Origin of the sequence: Telmatobacter sp. DSM 110680 (genome assembly GCF_039994875.1) — a bacterium.
GTDB lineage: Bacteria > Acidobacteriota > Terriglobia > Terriglobales > Acidobacteriaceae > Telmatobacter.
The window spans coordinates 1,083,632-1,101,263 of sequence record NZ_CP121196.1; the positions used below are offsets into that span (position 1 = coordinate 1,083,632).

The window sequence follows — 17,632 nt, forward strand, 5'->3', positions numbered from 1 at the left end:
GGGTCAAAACTTTAACTAAAAATCACTTACAGCCTAACCACGCACTAGTGTAAACGATTGTGCAACCTATAGCCTGCCCGGTGCAAGAGGAAGTCCAAGCCAAAGAATGGCCGACAACCCTAAAATACCGAAAAGTCTCGGTTGGGAATCCGTATTCCTTGAGCCCGCACCTCCGTACAATAGAGGGATGCGGCGTTGTTCCCTTTTATTGTTGTTTGTTTTTCTGATTTTGAGCAGTGTATCGATGTACGGCCAGGCAGCTCCTGCATTCGACCTGATCGGACCCAAGGTTGACGTGCGAGTAAAGCGCGGCGAGGTCACCCTCCCGATTGGCCAGGTCCCCAACCTGCTTCCCGGTGATCGTCTATGGATTCATCCGGACTTTCCGGAGAGCCAGTCTACGCGGTTCGTGCTGATCGTTTCTTTTCTGCGGGGCGCCACAAATCCTCCTCCACCTGAATGGTTTACACGTGTTGATACGTGGTCAAAGAAGGCTCGAGAGGAAGGGGTGTTCGTCACCGTTCCAGAGGAAGCTCAGCAAGCGATCGTGTTCCTTGCCCCAGCGACTGGTGGCGACTTCAGCACACTGCGTAACGCCGTAAAAGGCAGACCCGGAACGTTTGTCAGAGCCACCCAGGATCTGCAATCGGCCAGCCTGGACAGGATGCGCCTTGATAGCTATTTAGCAGAGGTCAAAGTGACCTCCCAGTCCGACCCCAAATTGCTCAAGGATCGAGCTCAGAAGGCGGCTTCTGTTCTCGGCATCAAGCTGGATCAGCAGTGTTTCGACAAACCAACTGACCAGCAGGCGCCCTGCCTGGTGCAGCACACCGAAGGCATGGTCCTGGATGATGCCAATGTTTCTAATCGGGTTTCGCAGTTGACTAGCGGTAACAACGCCGACCTGATGAATCAGCTGAGTTATTCGACGCTGGGAGGGGCTGGCGTCTACAGCCCATATATCGGCGCCATAGTCGATACGGCGCGGATTCTGGCTTCGCTGCATACGGCGCATTTCCAGTACATTCCAGCGCTGGCGTTGCCAACCGAGGACACGTTGAATCTTCGTTTGAACGTGCCTCCATCGTTCCGCGATCCAAAATCAGTAGTGGTAGTGGCGTTGCCGCCAGTGGGTCCTGCCAAGATGCCACCGTTGCATCCCGTGAACCCTGCCGAGGAGTTTTGCGCTCAGAAGAGTGGCCTTGTGCTGGCAGCCGAGGGAGCGCCACTGGTTTATGCAACCCCCGAAGCGCATGATTTAAAACTCCATGTCGAGACCAAGACCGGGCCGGTCGATATTCCTCTCAAAGCCGATGCCTCCCAAGGCGGTCTGGTTCTGGACCACGCCATGCCCCAGCTTCCTCCCGGCGAAGTCTTTGGCACCGTAAAAGGCAAATGGGGATTCGATGACTGGGAGGGCCCCAAATTTCACTTGTTGAGTGCCGAGTCGGGAAAATGGAACATCGTGCCTGGCGACGAATCCGCTCTCGTCGTAGGCCGCGAAGACACGCTTCACATCGTAGGCGCGAGCACACTTTGCACTGACAAAGTTGAGGCGCAATCAACCGGTGCCAGCGCAATTGAGCTGCAGTGGAAGTCGCCCAAGCCGAACACGCTGGAGATCGGAGTGCCCATGAAAGATGCGGCGCCGGGTCCAGTCACTATCAGCATTCACCAGTACGGCATGGACAAGCCGGACAAACTCACGCTTACCGCATACTCCGAGGCGGCTTCTCTCGACAAGCTTAAGCTCAACGCGGGTGAGAATGAAGCGTTGCTCACGGGAAACCGTTTAGACGAGGTGGCCAAGGTAACGCTGAATGGCATCAGCTGGACTCCGACAGACTTGCGGCGAGTGCAGGATCTGGATCAATTAAAGATGACGGCGAACGGCGATACCTCCAATCTCGAACCAGGAAAGCGCTATACCGCCAAGGTTCAATTGCGTGATCAACGAGAGTTGAAAGTACCCGTCAGCGTGGATCCGCCGCGCCCGCAGGTGACGCTGCTGAGCAAGGGTACGCAGGATGAAGCTTCGGCAGAACCTTCGCCTGTTCATCTCGGCAGTCCCAACGATCTGCCCGTTGACGGCAGGCTGGTGTTTTTTTTGAAGTCAAAGACGCCGACAAATTTTCCACGCGATGAAAAGGTGGAAGTCGGAGCTGCCGACAACAGTTTTCATACCACCCTTTCGGTGAGCGATGGAACCCTGGTTCTGGAAGACGCAAGCACAGCTCTCGGCGTTGTCGAGCCATTGGCCAAGTTCGGCTCATCAGCATTTGGTCCGCTACAGGCACGGGCAATTTCGGCCGATGGCACCCCAGGAGAGTGGATATCACTGGGTACGCTGGTGCGTCTTCCGGGATTCAAGGAATTGCATTGCCCGCACAGTCCGGCACGTCCGTGCAGTTTGACGGGGACTAATTTATTTTTGGCTGAATCGGTGGCCGCGTCCCCCGATTTCGACAATGCCGTGGATGTGCCGTCGGACTTTACTGGGACGCTGTTGATCGTGCCGCACCCCGTGAATGGGATGCTATATCTGAAGCTGCGCGATGACCCGGCGACCGTGCAAACGCTGGCGCTTGCTGCGATGCCACTGACGCCAGGGACAACGGTGCCAGTGACGCCATTGGCGCCGACCGCCGTTAAACCGGCTGCTGATTCGAAGCCCGTCGATCAGCAGAACGCTCAGACGCCGGCTCCGCCGCCAGCGAAAAACGAACGCTAAGCCAATCTGACCGACCAGAATTGAAGTGGAAGATTATTGGAAGTAGGCGCGATTCTTTTCTGCGAAATAAGCCTTGTCTGCAGGCAGGTCGGCTTCAGCGTAGATCGCATCCTGCGCGCAGATGTTTGCGCAATTGCCACAGTCGATGCACTCATCGGGATTGATGTAGACCTGCGAAACGGTTGCGGCGGCGTCATCTGTTGATTGCGGCGCAATGGCGGCAGTGGCGCATTCGGCAACGCAGACAAAATCCTTAGTGCAGGCGTCGGTTATAACGTAAGCCATAAAAAATAGAGCTCCTTGAATAGCTGTGCGCGATGAAATCAGGGCGCTTCCTCCGAGCTTAGCCAGCTACCATCGCAGCGCTCCGTGACTCGAATCACACGACGGGCGAATCGAGTGAAGGCGGATTGGTTGCGTTGTTTAATCGAGGATGGAGCGAGGTCCGCCGGAGAGGCCATTTATGCTGGAGGCATGTTTCAGCCCTTGATGATGCGATTCCTGCCATCGGTTTTTGTTTTCTTGACGGCCACTTCTGTCTGCCAGACGTCTGGCGCAAACTGGAGTTTTGCGGTATCGGGAGACAGCCGGAACTGCGGTGACTTTGTGATGCCCGCGATCGCCGCCGCCACCAAAGCAGAAAACGACGCTTTTTATTGGCATCTGGGTGATTTCCGCTGGATGTCGCAGCCGGACCAGGACCTGGTGTCGATGCTGCCAGTGAGCAAAGAACTTTCGATCGATGAATATCACCGGATAGCTTGGGACGATTTTCTTGCCCACCAAATTCCGCCGTTCGGGAAGATGCCCGTCTTCGTAGGACGCGGTAACCACGAAACAGTTCCTCCGATGACGCGAGAGGGCTATGTGGCAAAGTTCGGGATGTTTTTGGATAGACCGGAGATTGCCGAGCAAAGGAAAGCCGATGGCGCCGGGGCGGGGCCAGTAGGCCCGTGGTATCACTGGACGCACGAAGGCGTTGACTTCATCACTCTCGATAACGCCAGCAAAGAAGAATTCTCTGATGCGCAACTGAAGTGGTTGCGCGGCGTGCTTGATCGCGATTTGGCCCCAGGGTCGGGAGTTCGTGCAATTGTTGCAGGTATGCACGAGGCGCTGCCGCACTCAACCGGCTCGGAACATGCGATGGACGATTGGGATCTGGGCGAACGGACTGGAGACAAGGTGTACACCTGGTTCTATGATGCACAGGCTGCGGGCAAGCACGTTTATTTGATTGCGAGCCACTCGCATTACTACTCGCCTGACATCTTCGACACCTACTATTGGAAGCAGTATTCGAATCGAGTTGTGCCCGGGTTGATCATCGGATCGGCAGGCGCGCGGCGGTATTCATTGCCAAAGACGGCAAAGCCAGGCGCGAAGACCCACATCTACGGGTATGTGCAAGGGCAGGTACGTGCGGACGGAGAGATCGATTTCAGGCTGCACGAACTAGCCGAAGAAGATCTCATAAAAAATCGTTGGCCCAACGCATCACTGGACGCGATCCACGAGTGCTATGTAAACAACGCGGAATAACTAGCAGTCGCAAAGCTTTTCAACGCGATCTTACCGGATCCTAGGGAACTGAAGCAGGTGCGCTGAAGGGACCGCTTTAAGGGCTTCGAGCCAGGTGTGGATCGATTGGCGAAGCTCTTCGACTGCGATTCCCTGAAACTCGGCGGGATAATTTTCCAGCCGTCCCAAGGCGGCGCGGAGCAGGGACGCGGTACCTTCGAAGTTGCGGCGTTGCAGGTGATGAAAGGCCGCGGTGATCTGAATCAGGGCTTGGAGAAATTTCTTCTCCGGCTCAGCGCACTTGAGCCATTCGGCTTCCCAATGTTCGTGAGCCGCGAAGAACTCCTGGTTGTGATAGCAGTGGAGTCCGTCGGCCAGTGGCCCGCGTGCCCATTCAAATTGCATAGTTTTTATTATCACTGCGGCAGAATGCGTGATGTGGATCCAAACTTGTGGTATTTGAGGAAGTGCACGATGTTGACGTGCTCTTCGAGAGCGAATTCATCGGTGGATTCGACCGAGCGACTGTGAAACCGCGTGACGCCGACGCTTCGAATCGGGCAGATGTAGTCTTTCCCGCCGATATTGACCCGTCCATATTGCACGGCGATGGCTGAGGCTGTGACTGGGTCGTCTTCGGTGAGTTCAGCCTCCAGCGTGATGCGGTCGATCGCACCGGTTGCGGGCTCAACATAGAGTTCTCCGTGGTACGCGGGTTTAGTGCGGAACGGGTATTCCTCCGGGTCATCCTGTGATTTCCGATAACAACAGAAGTCGACCAGGTAGTGAGAGGCGGATTGGGGAATGGCAAAACGAAATACCGCGACCCGCATGTTGGATTCGCTGATCTGCCAGCGGCTCCAATGCACGGTTCCCACAAAGGAATCGTCAAGAACGGATTTCAGGATTGGGCCGAATTCTCCCCAGGTAGTCAGACTCGTAGTGTCAGGCAAAGAACTGGCACCGCCAGCAGCCGACGGAGAAGAATCGTCGATCTCCCGTCCATTCCGATAAGCGATCTCCTGCCGGGATTCGCGTACCCAGTGAATAGCAACCTTTGCCTTCAAGGCTTTGTGCTGCGTAGATAGAGGAGCGTTTGCAAAGTGGGTAGTTTCGCGAGTTGCGAGAAAATCTGGAAGGCCGTGAAGTGTGAAGTCTACAAAATGCGCGGCCCCGACGAGCATTGCTTTTTGAGCATTCAAGTCGGGTTCAGGAGACTGCGGCAATTCGGAAAGCGGCGGCGATTTGAAGATCGAGGTTGCGGCGAGAAGTTCAAGCTGCTCAGTGGTTTTCGGACCGACCTTATGATTGGCCAAAATGAGAGACAGGGTATTCGAAGTCAGTTGCTGCGTAAGGACGGCGGAACCCAGGCGGCCAGCAAGGTCAATGTCGGACATTTTTGTGGCGTGCTTGGAGTTTAAGAACTCCTGCAGTTGCAGCACCGTAGCCGCCGTTTGTGCGGTGAATAGCGGCGCGATTGCGAGGCAAGAAATCAGGCTCGCGAAACATCGAAATGAAGCTCGGGTTTTCAACACCAATGCGAGGATGTTCTCGATTTGGACGGCAAGCGAGAAGGTTCGTGTAGTGAGCACCGAGAAATCCGGACCCAGAGCGGCAGAGGAAGTTGGTCACATGGCGATAGTCCCAGATAACTTTTAGGCTGATTTCTGCGTCTTTACTTTTGTAACCGGTTTTTCTGCACTCTCTGGCGAAAAGTTTAATGGGGAGGGGCAACCCCGGTTTCATAGAAAGAACGCGGTCCTAATTCATAGCCGAATAGTAGAAAACAGACGACTTCGTAGCATTGAAAGTCCGAATTGCAAGCCCCTGAAGCACCTTGTTGCCCGTAAGAAAACTTGAGATATCCGGCCCGATGAGCGTGGGAGCGCCCGTTAACGCATTCGTGTCTTGACGATGCAAGCTCCAAGAATTCTCAAGGGTTCGAACTCCGCTACGGTAGATGTGGAAAACTCCCTACCAAGTGAGGATGGCGAAGCTATGCGCAAAACCGGCAGCGATCGCGAGTTGGCCGGGGAAAGACGGTGGTTCGCAATCTACACGACATGCCGCCACGAGAAGAAAGTTGCGTACCACCTGGCGATGAGAGAGATCGAACACTTTCTGCCTATCTATCGAGCGCAGCATAAGTGGAAGGACGGATCGCGGGTCGTAGTTGATCTTCCGTTGTTTCCCGGGTACGTTTTTGTACGAATCGATGCGAGGAAGCGCGTAGACGTATTGGAAGTGCCGGGCGTCGTTTCGATGATCGGTACCGGATCGCGACCTGTGGCTTTACCCGATCTGGAAGTGGAGACTTTACGGTTGGGTTTGGATCCAATGAAGGTAGAGCCGCATCCATTACTTACAGTGGGACAGCAAGTTCGAATCAAGAGCGGCACACTGGCGGGATTGGAAGGAATCGTAATTCGCAAGAAGAGCGGCTTCAGAGTAGTACTTACGCTGAGCCTGCTAATGCAGAGCATCGCAATTGAAGTTAACGGGGATGATGTGGAACTGATGGACGCTCCATCGTCGTCAACAGAAACTACATACCAAGAAAAATACAAACAAAATGCTAACAATACTGCGGTAGAAAATTCTTTACAGATTTAAATGCCTTGATCCCTTCACCCAAACTTCTCTGACGTTTTAATCCGCCGCTCATCTGCAGGTGTCGGCATAGGCATCAGAGGAAACCTATAGAGCACGGCCATGCGCGAGCCGCAGCGAATCCACTATTGGAATTCGTGAGGGCATGGAAACACAAAAAGCGAGGGTATCGCGAATGCAAGGAAGAAGTACTGCCATAAATATATTGGAAGCCGAGGGGGCGGGAGTTGGAACGATGTCCCCTATCGGCCTAATGCATGAAGCTCTCCTGGCGACAGCCTGGAGACGCCCCACACCTCACCTTTCCTCCGCCGTTCAACGAGCGCTCTCGTGGCGTTACGCGGTCGTAAAGCGCACGCTGGACATTCTGCTTTCGAGCATTCTGATCGTGTTGTTGTTTCCAGTCATGCTGGCTACCGCGATCGCGGTAGCGGTGACTTCGCCGGGTCCAATCTTCTTTTATCAAGACAGGCTCGGCAGGTTTGGCGCTTCATTCCGCATCATCAAGTTTCGTTCGATGTTTACGCGGAAGCACAAGGATAACGTGCTCGAAATCAATGGGCAGCATCATCGACGGACTGAAGCGGACCGCAGAAATGAAGCTGCATATCCGTTGAACAAGGACACGCCTGATCCACGGATCACGCCGGTAGGTCGAATTATTCGCAAGCTGAGCCTCGACGAGTTACCGCAGTTGTTTAACGTTCTCAAGGGTGACATGTCGCTGGTGGGACCGCGCCCCATTGTGCAGGCCGAGGTTGCGCTATACGGTCAGAATTTCGCTTACTACGATCTGTTTCGGCCGGGCATTACAGGTCTGTGGCAGGTCTCAGGACGCAGCGACGTCGGATTTGACAGACGTGTGATGTTCGATCGGGAGTATGCGAGCGACTGGAGTTGCACACTCGACTTGAAGATTTTGACGAGGACTATCCCCGCGGTTCTTACGATGCGCGGAGCTTACTAACTCATATCGATATTCTTCGATGCAGGCCCACATGGGGCCCGGTTTACTTCCGGGTCCCGCAACATTTATTGACGTGCCCCGCAGACTGGCGTCGGGTGCAAACAGAGAACCATGAATCTAGTCGGGCCGCACTTCTTCGCACGTGTTGATCAGGGATGTGCGGCACACGAATTTAAGACGGAAGACAACAAACATGAGAACGAGCATAAGTAAGTTCTTGCGCGTATTGATCGTTTTTTCAGTTGCCCTATTCTTAGCTACGTCGAGAGCACAGACGCCATCCTCGCCTCAGAGCCAAATCGGCGGCTCTCAGCAGCAAGACTCAGCAACCTCGAATTGCGAGAACGGGGACATATCTGCGTGCGAGTCATTAAGCCCTTCGACATCGACCAGCGGAACGGGAGTGGGGGGATCAGGTAGCTCAGCAGGTTCTTTCCCGAGCCTGAATCCCGGCTCTGCAAATACGCCGATGTCTGTTTACCGCGATGACGCTGACGGGATTGATCGTACAGCGGGATTGCGCCAGCAGCGCAGCAGTCAACCAAACAAACCTCAGACACTTACTGAATTCCAAGTGCTGGTCGCTGGCTCAATCGGAAGAATTGTGCCGGTGTACGGCGCGGAGCTGTTTGCTAATGTGCCCGACACATTTGCGCCGGTGCAGCGGCTGCCCGTAATGCCGGACTATGTGGTTGGTCCGGGAGACGAGTTGTTAATTCGGACCTGGGGGCAGGTAACGCAAAATCTGCATCTGACGGTGGATCGATCCGGTTCAGTCTACATACCGCAGGTGGGCGAATTTCGCGTGGCGGGAATGCAGTTCAAGCAACTGCAGGATTTTTTTAAATCGCGCTTCGATCGCGTATATCGCAACTATGATCTGAACGTAAATCTGGGACAGCTGCGTTCGATCCAAGTCTTCATTACGGGCGAGGCTCGACGTCCGGGCAGCTACACCGTGAGTTCCCTTAGCTCGCTGGTGAACGCGGTATTCGCTTGCGGAGGCCCGGGGCAAAATGGATCACTCCGCCACATTCTGCTGAAGCGCAATGGTGCTACCATCGCAGACTTCGATCTGTACGACCTGCTGCTGAAAGGCGATAAGTCAAAAGACACAAATCTGGAAACTGGCGACGTAATTTACTTCCCAGCGATTGGTCCCCAGGTGGCGGTGGTGGGAAGCGTCCATGTGCCTGCCATTTATGAACTGCGTGGTCGCGAGAGTGTAGCCGAAGCGCTATCGCTCGCGGGCGGAGTGTCGGCTGCGGCATCTACGTCGTCTCTGGAGATTGAGCGAACCGATACGCAGACCGATGGCAGAAGTACGAGGGTGGCCATCGATGTGACGATGAATCGTACCGCACTGGCCGCTCCGCTAAAGAACGCAGACATCGTACGGGTGCGCGCTGAAGCAGCGAGGTTTGATAAAACGGTAACCCTGCGCGGAAACGTGGCGACACCGGGGCGATTCGCGTGGCACGAAGGGATGCACGTTCGCGACCTGATTCCGAATAAGGAATCGCTGCTGACGACAGACTACTGGCTCAGGCGGGAGCAGCTTGGGCTCCCGGTTGCGGATTTTCAGCCTATGCTGCCGCCCGTGAAGATGGAGACCCCACCGAATCAGCCGGGACAGACGAACAACAGGCCGGTAATACCCCAGGATGCACAGACTGTGAGCAGTGGGTTGTTTCCGCAGCTGACGGCGGGTGTACCCAATGACACAAACGCGCCGAGCGGGAGCACGGCCCAATATCAATCTCTTGCAGCTTCAAACGAACTGGATAACGGATCTAAGGGAGAGCAGGCAGGGAAGGTTGCGCAGGTCACGGGCGCCGAGCGCGAAATGCTCGGCTCGGGGCCACACCTCGTAACGACCCCACACTTCCCGATAGAGACACAGGTTGTCAGGATGTCGCCAGACATCGACTGGAGCTATGCGGTGGTGGAGCGTGTGGACCAGAAGACGCTGACTACGCGGCTGCTTCCTTTCGACCTCGGAGCCGCGGTGCTGAACGGCGATGAAGGCGCAAATATTGCTCTTGAGCCGGGAGATGTAATCACGATTTTTTCTGACGCGGACATTCGTGTTCCGCGCGCGCAGCAAACGAAATACGTACGATTGGAAGGGGAGTTCGCGCACTCCGGAGTGTACAGTGTGCTGCCGGGCGAGACGCTTCGGCAACTTGTTATTCGTGCAGGGGGCTTGACTGATCAGGCGTATCTCTACGGGTCACAGTTCAGTCGCGAGAGTACAAGACGCGAACAGCAGCAGCGGCTGGATGAATATGTTTCAGCGCTCTCCTACCAGATTGAAATTGGGGCATCGAACAAGGCGTCCTCGGTGGTTAGTGCGCAAGAGGCCGCGACCGTGGGCGCTTCGGTTTCCAGCCAGCGCGAACTCGTGAATCGACTCCGGGAGATTAAAGCTACCGGCCGTATCGTGCTTCACATTGAGCCGTTCAAATCAGACATAGCTTCTCTTCCCGATCTTCCTTTGGAGGATGGGGATCGTTTCGTGGTGCCACCGGTTCCTTCGACGGTAGGAATTGTGGGGGCCGTGTATGACTCAAATTCCTTTGTGTATCTCGCTCATAAGCACGCGGGTGATTATCTGCGTACGGCGGGAGGGCCCAATCGAAATGCGGATAGAAGACAGATATTCATCATCCGCGCGGACGGCTCTGTGGTGAGCCGCCAGTATCTTGACCACACGTTGTGGAGCAACGACAAATTCAATCAACAAGCTATCTATCCGGGCGACACGATTATCGTTCCGGAACAGCTGAACAAGACGACACTGTTGCGCGGTTTGACCGACTGGTCAGCCGTGTTCTCGCAGTTTGCCCTTGGAGCGGCAGCAATCAACCTCCTTCGCTAGATGAAACCTGAAAGCATCCAGCGAATTTGCCGAGCGGCCGTCAAACATTCCAGTGTTGCGATAGCACCAATCGGAGTACATGAGCCATGGTGAAAATACGGAGCGAGGGAACGATAAAGGAAATGCCGGAAGATTTTGATTTCCCGCCGATTCCTCCAATGGAGCAGGAAGATCTGACGTTTCTGGATGTTCTGCTCATCATTACGCAGAGGAAGAAACTGGTTGGGCTGGTGACGGCCGTTTGCACACTGCTGGCGCTGATCCTTGCCTTTGCGCTACCGCAGGAATATACGGCGACCGTGATCATACTTCCGCCGCAAGGAAATTCGTCGGTGAGTTCTATGCTCGCGAGTCAGTTGTCTGGCATGAACAGCGCAATGGGCGGCGTGGCTGGCAGCATGCTGGGAATGAAGAATATTAACGACATGTACGTTTCGATGTTGAAGAGCCGTTCCGTTGAGGACGCAGTGATTCAACGTTACGAACTGCAGGCAGAATATAAGAAAAAATATCTGGCCGATACGCGGAAGGCTCTTGAGAAGCACGCACAAATCGATGGATCGACCAAAGACGGATTGATCCGCCTGAACTTCGACGACCGCAATCCCACCCGAGCTGCGGAAATTGCGAATGGATACGTGGATCAGTTCAGGACGCTGTCGCAGCATCTCGCGATCACAGAGGCGTCACAGCGGCGAGTAGTTTTCGAGAGTCAACTCGAGAAAACCAAGACCGATCTGGAGAATGCTGACGAGGCCTTGAAGCGGACGCAGCTTTCAACCGGCATGGTGCAGGTGGACGGACAAGCTCGTGCGATGATCGACTCTGCCGCGCGCCTGCGAGCGCAGATTGTGGCAAAAGAAGTGCAGATTCAGGCTATGCGCTCGTATGCTGGCGATGAGAATCCGGCATTGACTGAGGCGCAGACGGAACTCGATGGGTTGCGTGCACAGTTCAACAAAATGGTGGGCGCGAAGGGCGGTTCGGCGGACGACGTCTTTCTGCCCAAAGGCCAAGTTCCCGAGGCAGGACTGGAGTATGTGCGCAGGCTTCGCGACGTGAAGTATTACGAAGCGATTTTCGATATTTTGGCGAAGCAGCTTGAACTCGCGAAGCTGGATGAGGCGAGAGAAGGTGCATTCATTCAGATAGTCGATCCCGCAGTGCCACCTGAGCAGAAATCATTTCCGAAGCGTGGCATGTTTATCATTGCCGGCTTGGCTGGTGGTTTCACTTTCGGAATTATGCTCGCTTTGTTTCAAGGTGGCCTGGCGCGGATGCAGCATAATCCGGCAACCAAAGATAAGCTGGATCTGTTAAGGCGCTCGCTGTGGAAGGGGCGAACAGCCACCAAGCCCAAGCCAGTGCCTGACGAAGTAAGTGGCGGCGAACGCGCAACGCCACGCACAGCGTGAGACAATCGTCGAGTACTCGCGGCTTATATAAATATTTTCTATTCATTCTGATTAACCCCATCCGCACCTTACGCCAGGACGCATGCTGACCGAGACAACGACATCCCCACGGCCGTCAGGAAGTCTCTGGCTAGCGGTTCGCGATTTTCTGCGCTACAAGCTTCCCCATTCCATAGGTCTCGATCGTGCCATTGCATTCACCGTGCTAGGCAGGGTGGTACAAGGGCTGGGAAGCGTGGGAAGCGTCCTGCTGATTGTGCATTTTCTATCGGCAGCCGAGCAGGGCTACTACTATGCGCTGTGGAGCCTCGTGGCACTGCAGGCGGTGTTTGAACTCGGTTTCTCGTTTGTGATTCTGCAGGTTGCGGCTCATGAACGAGCTCATCTGGAGTTTCATCCGGACGGGACCATCACGGGAAGCGAGACTGCGCACTTCAGACTGGCGTCGCTGCTGCAGCGCGCGGTGCGATGGTACTCGATTGCTGCGGTGGCAATGGGAATTGTGCTGATGATTGGGGGGGCGCGGTTCTTTTCGCTGCATCAGCAGCCGCAAGCGCCCAATATCTGGATCGTTCCGCTGCGGGTTACTGTTCTTGCGTGCGCGGTTACATTTTCAATTGGGCCGGTGCTTTCGTTTCTCGAAGGATGCGGGCAAGTGGCGCAGGTGGCGCGGATGCGCTTCTTTCAGTCGACGGTGAGCGTAGCGCTCTCGTGGACGGCAATGCTTACTCATCACGGTCTTTTCTCTCCGGCCATGGTGCTGCTTGGACAGGGATTTGTGGCAAGCCTTCTGCTGGTGTCACGGCGAAAGCTGTTGCTCCCGTTGCTGCGCATGCATGTGGCGAAGATGGGAATCAGCTGGCGTCGCGAAGTATGGCCTTTTCAGTGGAAGATCGCCATAAGCTGGCTCTGCGATTACTTCATCTTCCAATTGTTTACGCCGGTGCTGTTTGCGTTTCGCGGTCCAGAAGAAGCTGGGAAAATGGGCCTTTCGATGAGCGTGGTGATGCAGCTAAGCGCCATGATGCTGGCATGGATGACGACAAAGGCAGCGCCATTCGGGAGCCTGATTGCAAAGAAAGATACGCCGGAGCTGGACCGCATGTTCTTCCGCTCGCTGCGGCAATCAATCTCATTGTTTGTAGGAGCGGCCGCGCTGGTGTTGATGGGCGTGCTGGCAGCTCCATACGTCCTCCCTAAAATCAGCAGACGCATCGAAGACTGGCCCATTTTTCTGCTACTGCTACTAACAGCGCTAAGCAGTCACGTAGTGCAGAGCGAGGCGATCTATCTGCGGGCGCACAAATGCGAGCCGTTTCTGGTGCAATCGGTGGTCATCGCTCTGTGCACCGCGGCGAGCGTGGTGGTGTTTGCAAAGACTTCGGGAGCGTGGGGCGTTTCCCTTGCTTACTTTGCAGTGCTGGGTGTGGCTGGCGTGATTTCAGCTACAGCAATTTTTAGAAACAAACGAAGCCAGTGGGCACAAGCGGAGATTTGATAGATGCATCTGAACGGCAGTGACGATTCGATCCGGCGCATCTCGGTGGCCATGTGCACTTACAATGGCGGCCGCTATCTTCAAGAGCAACTGGAGAGCATCGCGTTACAATCGCGACTCCCAATGGAGTTGGTGGTCTGCGACGATCAATCGACGGATGACACGATTTCGATTCTCAAGCGGTTTCAAGCAGAGGCGCCGTTCGCGGTCAAAGTGATCCGAAACAGCCAGCGGCTGGGATCCACGCAAAACTTTGACCAGGCGATTGGACTTACCCGTGGAGATCTGGTTGCGTTGTGCGATCAGGACGATCGATGGGGATCGGCGAAGTTGGAACGGCTGTCTGAGGCGCTGCGCGAGGATCCTTTTCTCGGCGGCGTATTTTCCGATGCAAACCTCATAGACGGAGACGGAAGGAAGACCGGGCAGCAGTTGTTTGCAAAACATAAGTTCACCTCCGCGAAGCAACGGAACTTTGTAAGCTGTCCGACTGCCACACTCTTGAAACACGATGTAGTGACGGGGGCGACGTTGATGTTCCGTGCCTCGATCTGCCGTTATAGCTCGCCCATTCCAGTATCTTGGGTGCACGACGGCTGGCTGGCATGGATGATTGCGCTGCACGCGCGTTTGGGTTTGATTCCAGAGCCGCTGATTGACTACAGAATTCATGCCGGCCAGCAACTTGGTGTGGCTGAGAGCAAGGCCGCCAACGGGCGGGGCGAAACACGGAGGCAGTTTTACAAGCGGGTTGCGCGCCAGTTCGAAGACCTGCTGCAGCGTGTCCTGAGCGAAGGCTGGAATCAGAACGATGCTCTGGTTGGGAAGATCCGCGAGAAGATTGAATTCTTGAGCAGGCAATCGAGTCTTTCGCCGAGTCTTGGGGTGCGCACCCTTCAGATGATCGGACAATTGCCGCGTTATGTACACTACGCGCGAGGGCTCGGATCCCTCCGTGCAGATTTTCTGCTGGGCCGGGAGATGCTATGAACGATCCGCTCCACGGTACGAGCCTTAGAGGCAGTCCATCTGGCCACATGCAGATGGCGCCCGCGGCAACGTGGCCGGCTGTAACAGAAAACGTGGAAAATCACGTGCTCTCTCACGGCGAGTTGAAGGGGCGTCAGGACCTTCCGCTGTACTGCAATCCGCTGGTGATCTTCGTCTTGAACTGGATGCTGATGTTGGTGTCGCTCAGTTTTCAGATCACCTACGTGACTTACCCAAACATGGGAATGCCGTTGTTACTGGCGGGATTGTCATTGGGATCCTTCCTCTTTGGGTATCTGGTGTCGCGCACCTTGCTGCATCGCTGGCCTACGCGTACCCAGTCTTTGCATTACACGCTGGATGTAACGCGGCTATGGCAGGCTAGCCTGCTCTGCTGCGGCGCAGCCGTTTTGATTATTGTCTTTAACTGGGTGCTATCGGGACCGCCGCCGGCCATTGGCGATCCTTCAACTTATCTTACATACGGACGATTCAAGCAGGTTCTGTTTCCACTGCTAGTGGTCATAACGGTGAATTCGCTTCTGGATTCAACACGATGGCGCAAGGTGCTCTTCGCAATGTTCGGCATAGCGGGGATGGCGCTGTATATCACGCGCGGTTTGCTCATGGTGTCCCTCCTGCAGATGCTATTCGTCTTCTCATTGAAGACGCGGATGAGTAAAAAGAAGATCTACACGATCGCTGTTTGCTGCTTGGCTCTGGCGGTAGTGGCGATCACTTTGATCGGAAACGCGCGAACGGCGCAGGGCGTCTTTCTCGAGTATTTGCAGATACGTCACAAATATTCTGACTGGCCGATGGCCTATCTCTGGCTAACGTCGTACATATCCATTCCCTTTTCGAATCTATGCTGGCTTTTCGCGAAGGGCAATTTTCATGGTCCGACTCTGTCGTTTCTTTATCCGCTGCTGCCCTCGTTTCTCACTCCGCCCGACCCTCATGCGTCGATTCATGATGATTTGACCATCATCGACGGGGCCAGTACCTACCTGGCTGGTTACGTGCTCGATTTTTCGTACCTCGGTGTGTATCTCGCCAATATGGTGCTGGGAATCGGCTGTGGATGGCTGATGGAGCGTGCGCTGCCTAAGAGCATTCTGGTAGCGGGACTCTTTCTCACCTGCCTCACTTTCATTTTCTTCAGCGACATGTTCTCGCCGCTTTCTACGGTGCTGCAGTTTGCGATCCAGGCAGCGGTTCAGCGGAAGTGTTTTCAGTGGGGCGGTGAACCGGCGGAAAGCAGGGTGCCGGGATGAACGGTGTAAGGCCGGTGTTTCTTGAATTCGAGGGACGGCTGACGGTTACCGTTGTGATCGTCCTCTACCGCATTGAGCCTGCGCAATCGCCTGCGTTCCAGAGTGTGATGGCTGCGCGAGAGAGATTGAGCGCCGATGCTGGAGAAGTGCGCGTACTGCTTTGGGACAACAGCCCGGGCCCGGGCCAGGCAGGTCAGCTCGCGGAGGGCGTTGATTACTTTCACGATGAGGGTAATTCGGGCCTGGCCACAGCCTATAACCGCGCTTTGGATCTGGCCTCGCAGAATCAATCGGAGTGGCTGTTGACTTTGGATCAGGATACAGCGGTTCCGAACGACTTTTTTGTGCGAATGGCCGCGGCCGCACGGGAGAGCTCTCGTTATGCGGGGATCGGGGCGATTGTGCCGCAGATTGCAGCGGCCGGCAAGCAGCTTTCGCCAAACTATTTCCAGTTCGGCGCACTTCCGCGGTGGTATCAGACGGGCTTCGTTGGCGTGCCGCAGGAACCCGTGTTTGCCTTCAACTCCGGAGCGATGCTGAAAGTGGATGCGCTGCGCCAAGTCGGCGGTTATGATCCACGATTTTGGCTTGACGACAGCGACGCTCTGATCTTCAGCAAGCTTCACGAACACGGCAAGCGCGTTTACATCGCGGGCGACATCCAGGTCGAACACGAATTCTCAATGAAGGATATGCAGAAGCGGATGAGCGCAGCGCGCTACAGGAATGCATTGTTCGCGGAAACGGCGTTCTGGGACTTGCGCATGAACCGCGCGGCGGGCTGGGAGAGAACACTGCGACTAGCACTGCGCATGGTCAAACAGTGGCGGCGGAAAGACCCACTGGAACTGCGGCGTATCACTTGGGAGGCGTTGAAGCGGCGGCTCTTCACATCCCGGCGGAAGCGAATCGCGGAGTGGATAACGGCAACCGAGGATCGAATCGCCGGGTCACCTGCGTTGAAGCAGACCGCGGGTGAGCCGAAGCTTTCAGCGTGCATGGCTGCGTATAACGGCGGGAAGTTTGTGGATGCGCAACTGCGATCGATTTTGTCACAGTTGAAGCCGAAAGACGAGGTCGTGATCATCGACGATGGATCGAGGGACGACACGCTAGAGCGGATTGAGCGGATCGGCGATTCGCGGGTGCGACTGCGCAGACATGAGAAGAATGCCGGTGTGGTCGGTACATTTGAAGACGCGCTGCGCTCGGCGACGGGTGACATTCTGTTTCTGTGTGACGACGACGATGTGTGGGCGCCCTCGAAGGTGAGGCGTTTCCTGGATGTATTCGAGAGCCGGCCGGAAGTGGAGATTGTGCAGAGCCGGGTGCGCATCATTGACGAGAACGATCTGCCGATGCCGGATTCGCGCATCAATAGAGATGGTCGCTTTCTACCTGGATTCTGGCGCAATCTCTACAAAAATCATTACCAGGGATCGGCGATGGCGATTCGGGCTTCGCTGCTCGGGCGAGTGCTCCCTTTTCCAACTCGCAAAGGCTTTCTACACGATGCCTGGATTGGCACTCGGAATGATCTGTTGGGCGGAAGGGCGGCTTTCATTGATGAGGATCTGCTCTTCTATCGCAGGCACATCAATAATGCGAGTAGGACAAAATCTCTGCCGCGGCAGATACTGACTCGGTTCGATCTACTGCTGGCGCATTTGGTCTATGCCTTTCGTTCCTCGGCGAGGCCGCTTGAGGACATGCTAAGCCGTCAACCGGAGCGCTGATGTCTT

Annotated in this window: 13 protein-coding genes; 10 read left to right on the top strand and 3 right to left on the bottom strand. The window is 55.3% G+C overall.

Annotation, left to right across the window (positions count from 1 at the left end; genetic code table 11):
* The first annotated feature begins 244 nt into the window (after window positions 1-244).
* Window positions 245-2,731 carry a hypothetical protein gene (locus tag P8935_RS04325; RefSeq protein WP_348263789.1) on the top strand — a complete coding sequence of 829 codons (2,487 nt, stop codon included), beginning with the start codon at window positions 245-247 and terminating at the stop codon, window positions 2,729-2,731.
* Window positions 2,732-2,764: 33 nt separating this feature from the next.
* Here P8935_RS04325 and P8935_RS04330 read toward each other — a convergent pair whose 3' ends face one another.
* Complete coding sequence (locus tag P8935_RS04330; RefSeq protein WP_348263790.1) at window positions 2,765-3,016, bottom strand: 4Fe-4S dicluster domain-containing protein; 252 nt, start codon at window positions 3,014-3,016, stop codon at window positions 2,765-2,767.
* A 189-nt stretch (window positions 3,017-3,205) separates the two neighbouring features.
* Here P8935_RS04330 and P8935_RS04335 point away from each other — a divergent pair, with 189 nt between their 5' ends.
* Window positions 3,206-4,273 carry a hypothetical protein gene (locus P8935_RS04335; RefSeq protein WP_348263791.1) on the top strand — a complete coding sequence of 356 codons (1,068 nt, stop codon included), beginning with the start codon at window positions 3,206-3,208 and terminating at the stop codon, window positions 4,271-4,273.
* A gap of 30 nt (window positions 4,274-4,303) precedes the next feature.
* Here the strand turns inward: P8935_RS04335 and P8935_RS04340 are convergent, their stop codons facing one another.
* Both P8935_RS04340 and P8935_RS04345 read right to left on the bottom strand, forming a co-directional pair.
* A complete protein-coding gene (locus tag P8935_RS04340) occupies window positions 4,304-4,657 on the bottom strand; it encodes a DUF309 domain-containing protein (protein ID WP_348263792.1) in 354 nt (117 codons plus the stop codon).
* Between the two features lie 11 nt (window positions 4,658-4,668).
* Window positions 4,669-5,844: a hypothetical protein gene (locus tag P8935_RS04345; protein ID WP_348263793.1), complete on the bottom strand. Its 1,176-nt coding sequence runs from the start codon at window positions 5,842-5,844 to the stop codon at window positions 4,669-4,671.
* Between the two features lie 322 nt (window positions 5,845-6,166).
* On the opposite strand from P8935_RS04345, the gene P8935_RS04350 reads away from it, so the two are divergent.
* From P8935_RS04350 to P8935_RS04385, 8 genes are all read left to right on the top strand, one after another.
* The gene (locus P8935_RS04350; protein ID WP_348263794.1) at window positions 6,167-6,865 is read left to right on the top strand and encodes a UpxY family transcription antiterminator; all 699 of its coding nucleotides are present in this window, start codon (window positions 6,167-6,169) and stop codon (window positions 6,863-6,865) included.
* Between the two features lie 232 nt (window positions 6,866-7,097).
* On the top strand, window positions 7,098-7,829 hold the full coding sequence (locus P8935_RS04355; RefSeq protein ID WP_348263795.1) for a sugar transferase: 732 nt from the start codon (window positions 7,098-7,100) through the stop codon (window positions 7,827-7,829).
* Window positions 7,830-8,298: 469 nt separating this feature from the next.
* Complete coding sequence (locus P8935_RS04360) at window positions 8,299-10,710, top strand: SLBB domain-containing protein (protein WP_348263796.1); 2,412 nt, start codon at window positions 8,299-8,301, stop codon at window positions 10,708-10,710.
* Window positions 10,711-10,796: 86 nt separating this feature from the next.
* On the top strand, window positions 10,797-12,125 hold the full coding sequence (locus tag P8935_RS04365) for a Wzz/FepE/Etk N-terminal domain-containing protein (RefSeq protein ID WP_348263797.1): 1,329 nt from the start codon (window positions 10,797-10,799) through the stop codon (window positions 12,123-12,125).
* An 82-nt stretch (window positions 12,126-12,207) separates the two neighbouring features.
* Window positions 12,208-13,623 carry a hypothetical protein gene (locus P8935_RS04370; protein ID WP_348263798.1) on the top strand — a complete coding sequence of 472 codons (1,416 nt, stop codon included), beginning with the start codon at window positions 12,208-12,210 and terminating at the stop codon, window positions 13,621-13,623.
* Window positions 13,624-13,626: 3 nt separating this feature from the next.
* Window positions 13,627-14,613, top strand: a complete 987-nt coding sequence (locus tag P8935_RS04375) for a glycosyltransferase family 2 protein (RefSeq protein ID WP_348263799.1) — start codon at window positions 13,627-13,629, stop codon at window positions 14,611-14,613.
* Window positions 14,610-15,890: an O-antigen polymerase gene (locus tag P8935_RS04380; protein ID WP_348263800.1), complete on the top strand. Its 1,281-nt coding sequence runs from the start codon at window positions 14,610-14,612 to the stop codon at window positions 15,888-15,890. The genes P8935_RS04375 and P8935_RS04380 overlap by 4 nt, the downstream gene beginning before the upstream one ends.
* Window positions 15,887-17,626: a glycosyltransferase gene (locus P8935_RS04385; RefSeq protein ID WP_348263801.1), complete on the top strand. Its 1,740-nt coding sequence runs from the start codon at window positions 15,887-15,889 to the stop codon at window positions 17,624-17,626. Before P8935_RS04380 ends, P8935_RS04385 begins: the two co-directional genes overlap by 4 nt.
* Window positions 17,627-17,632: the final 6 nt, after the last annotated feature.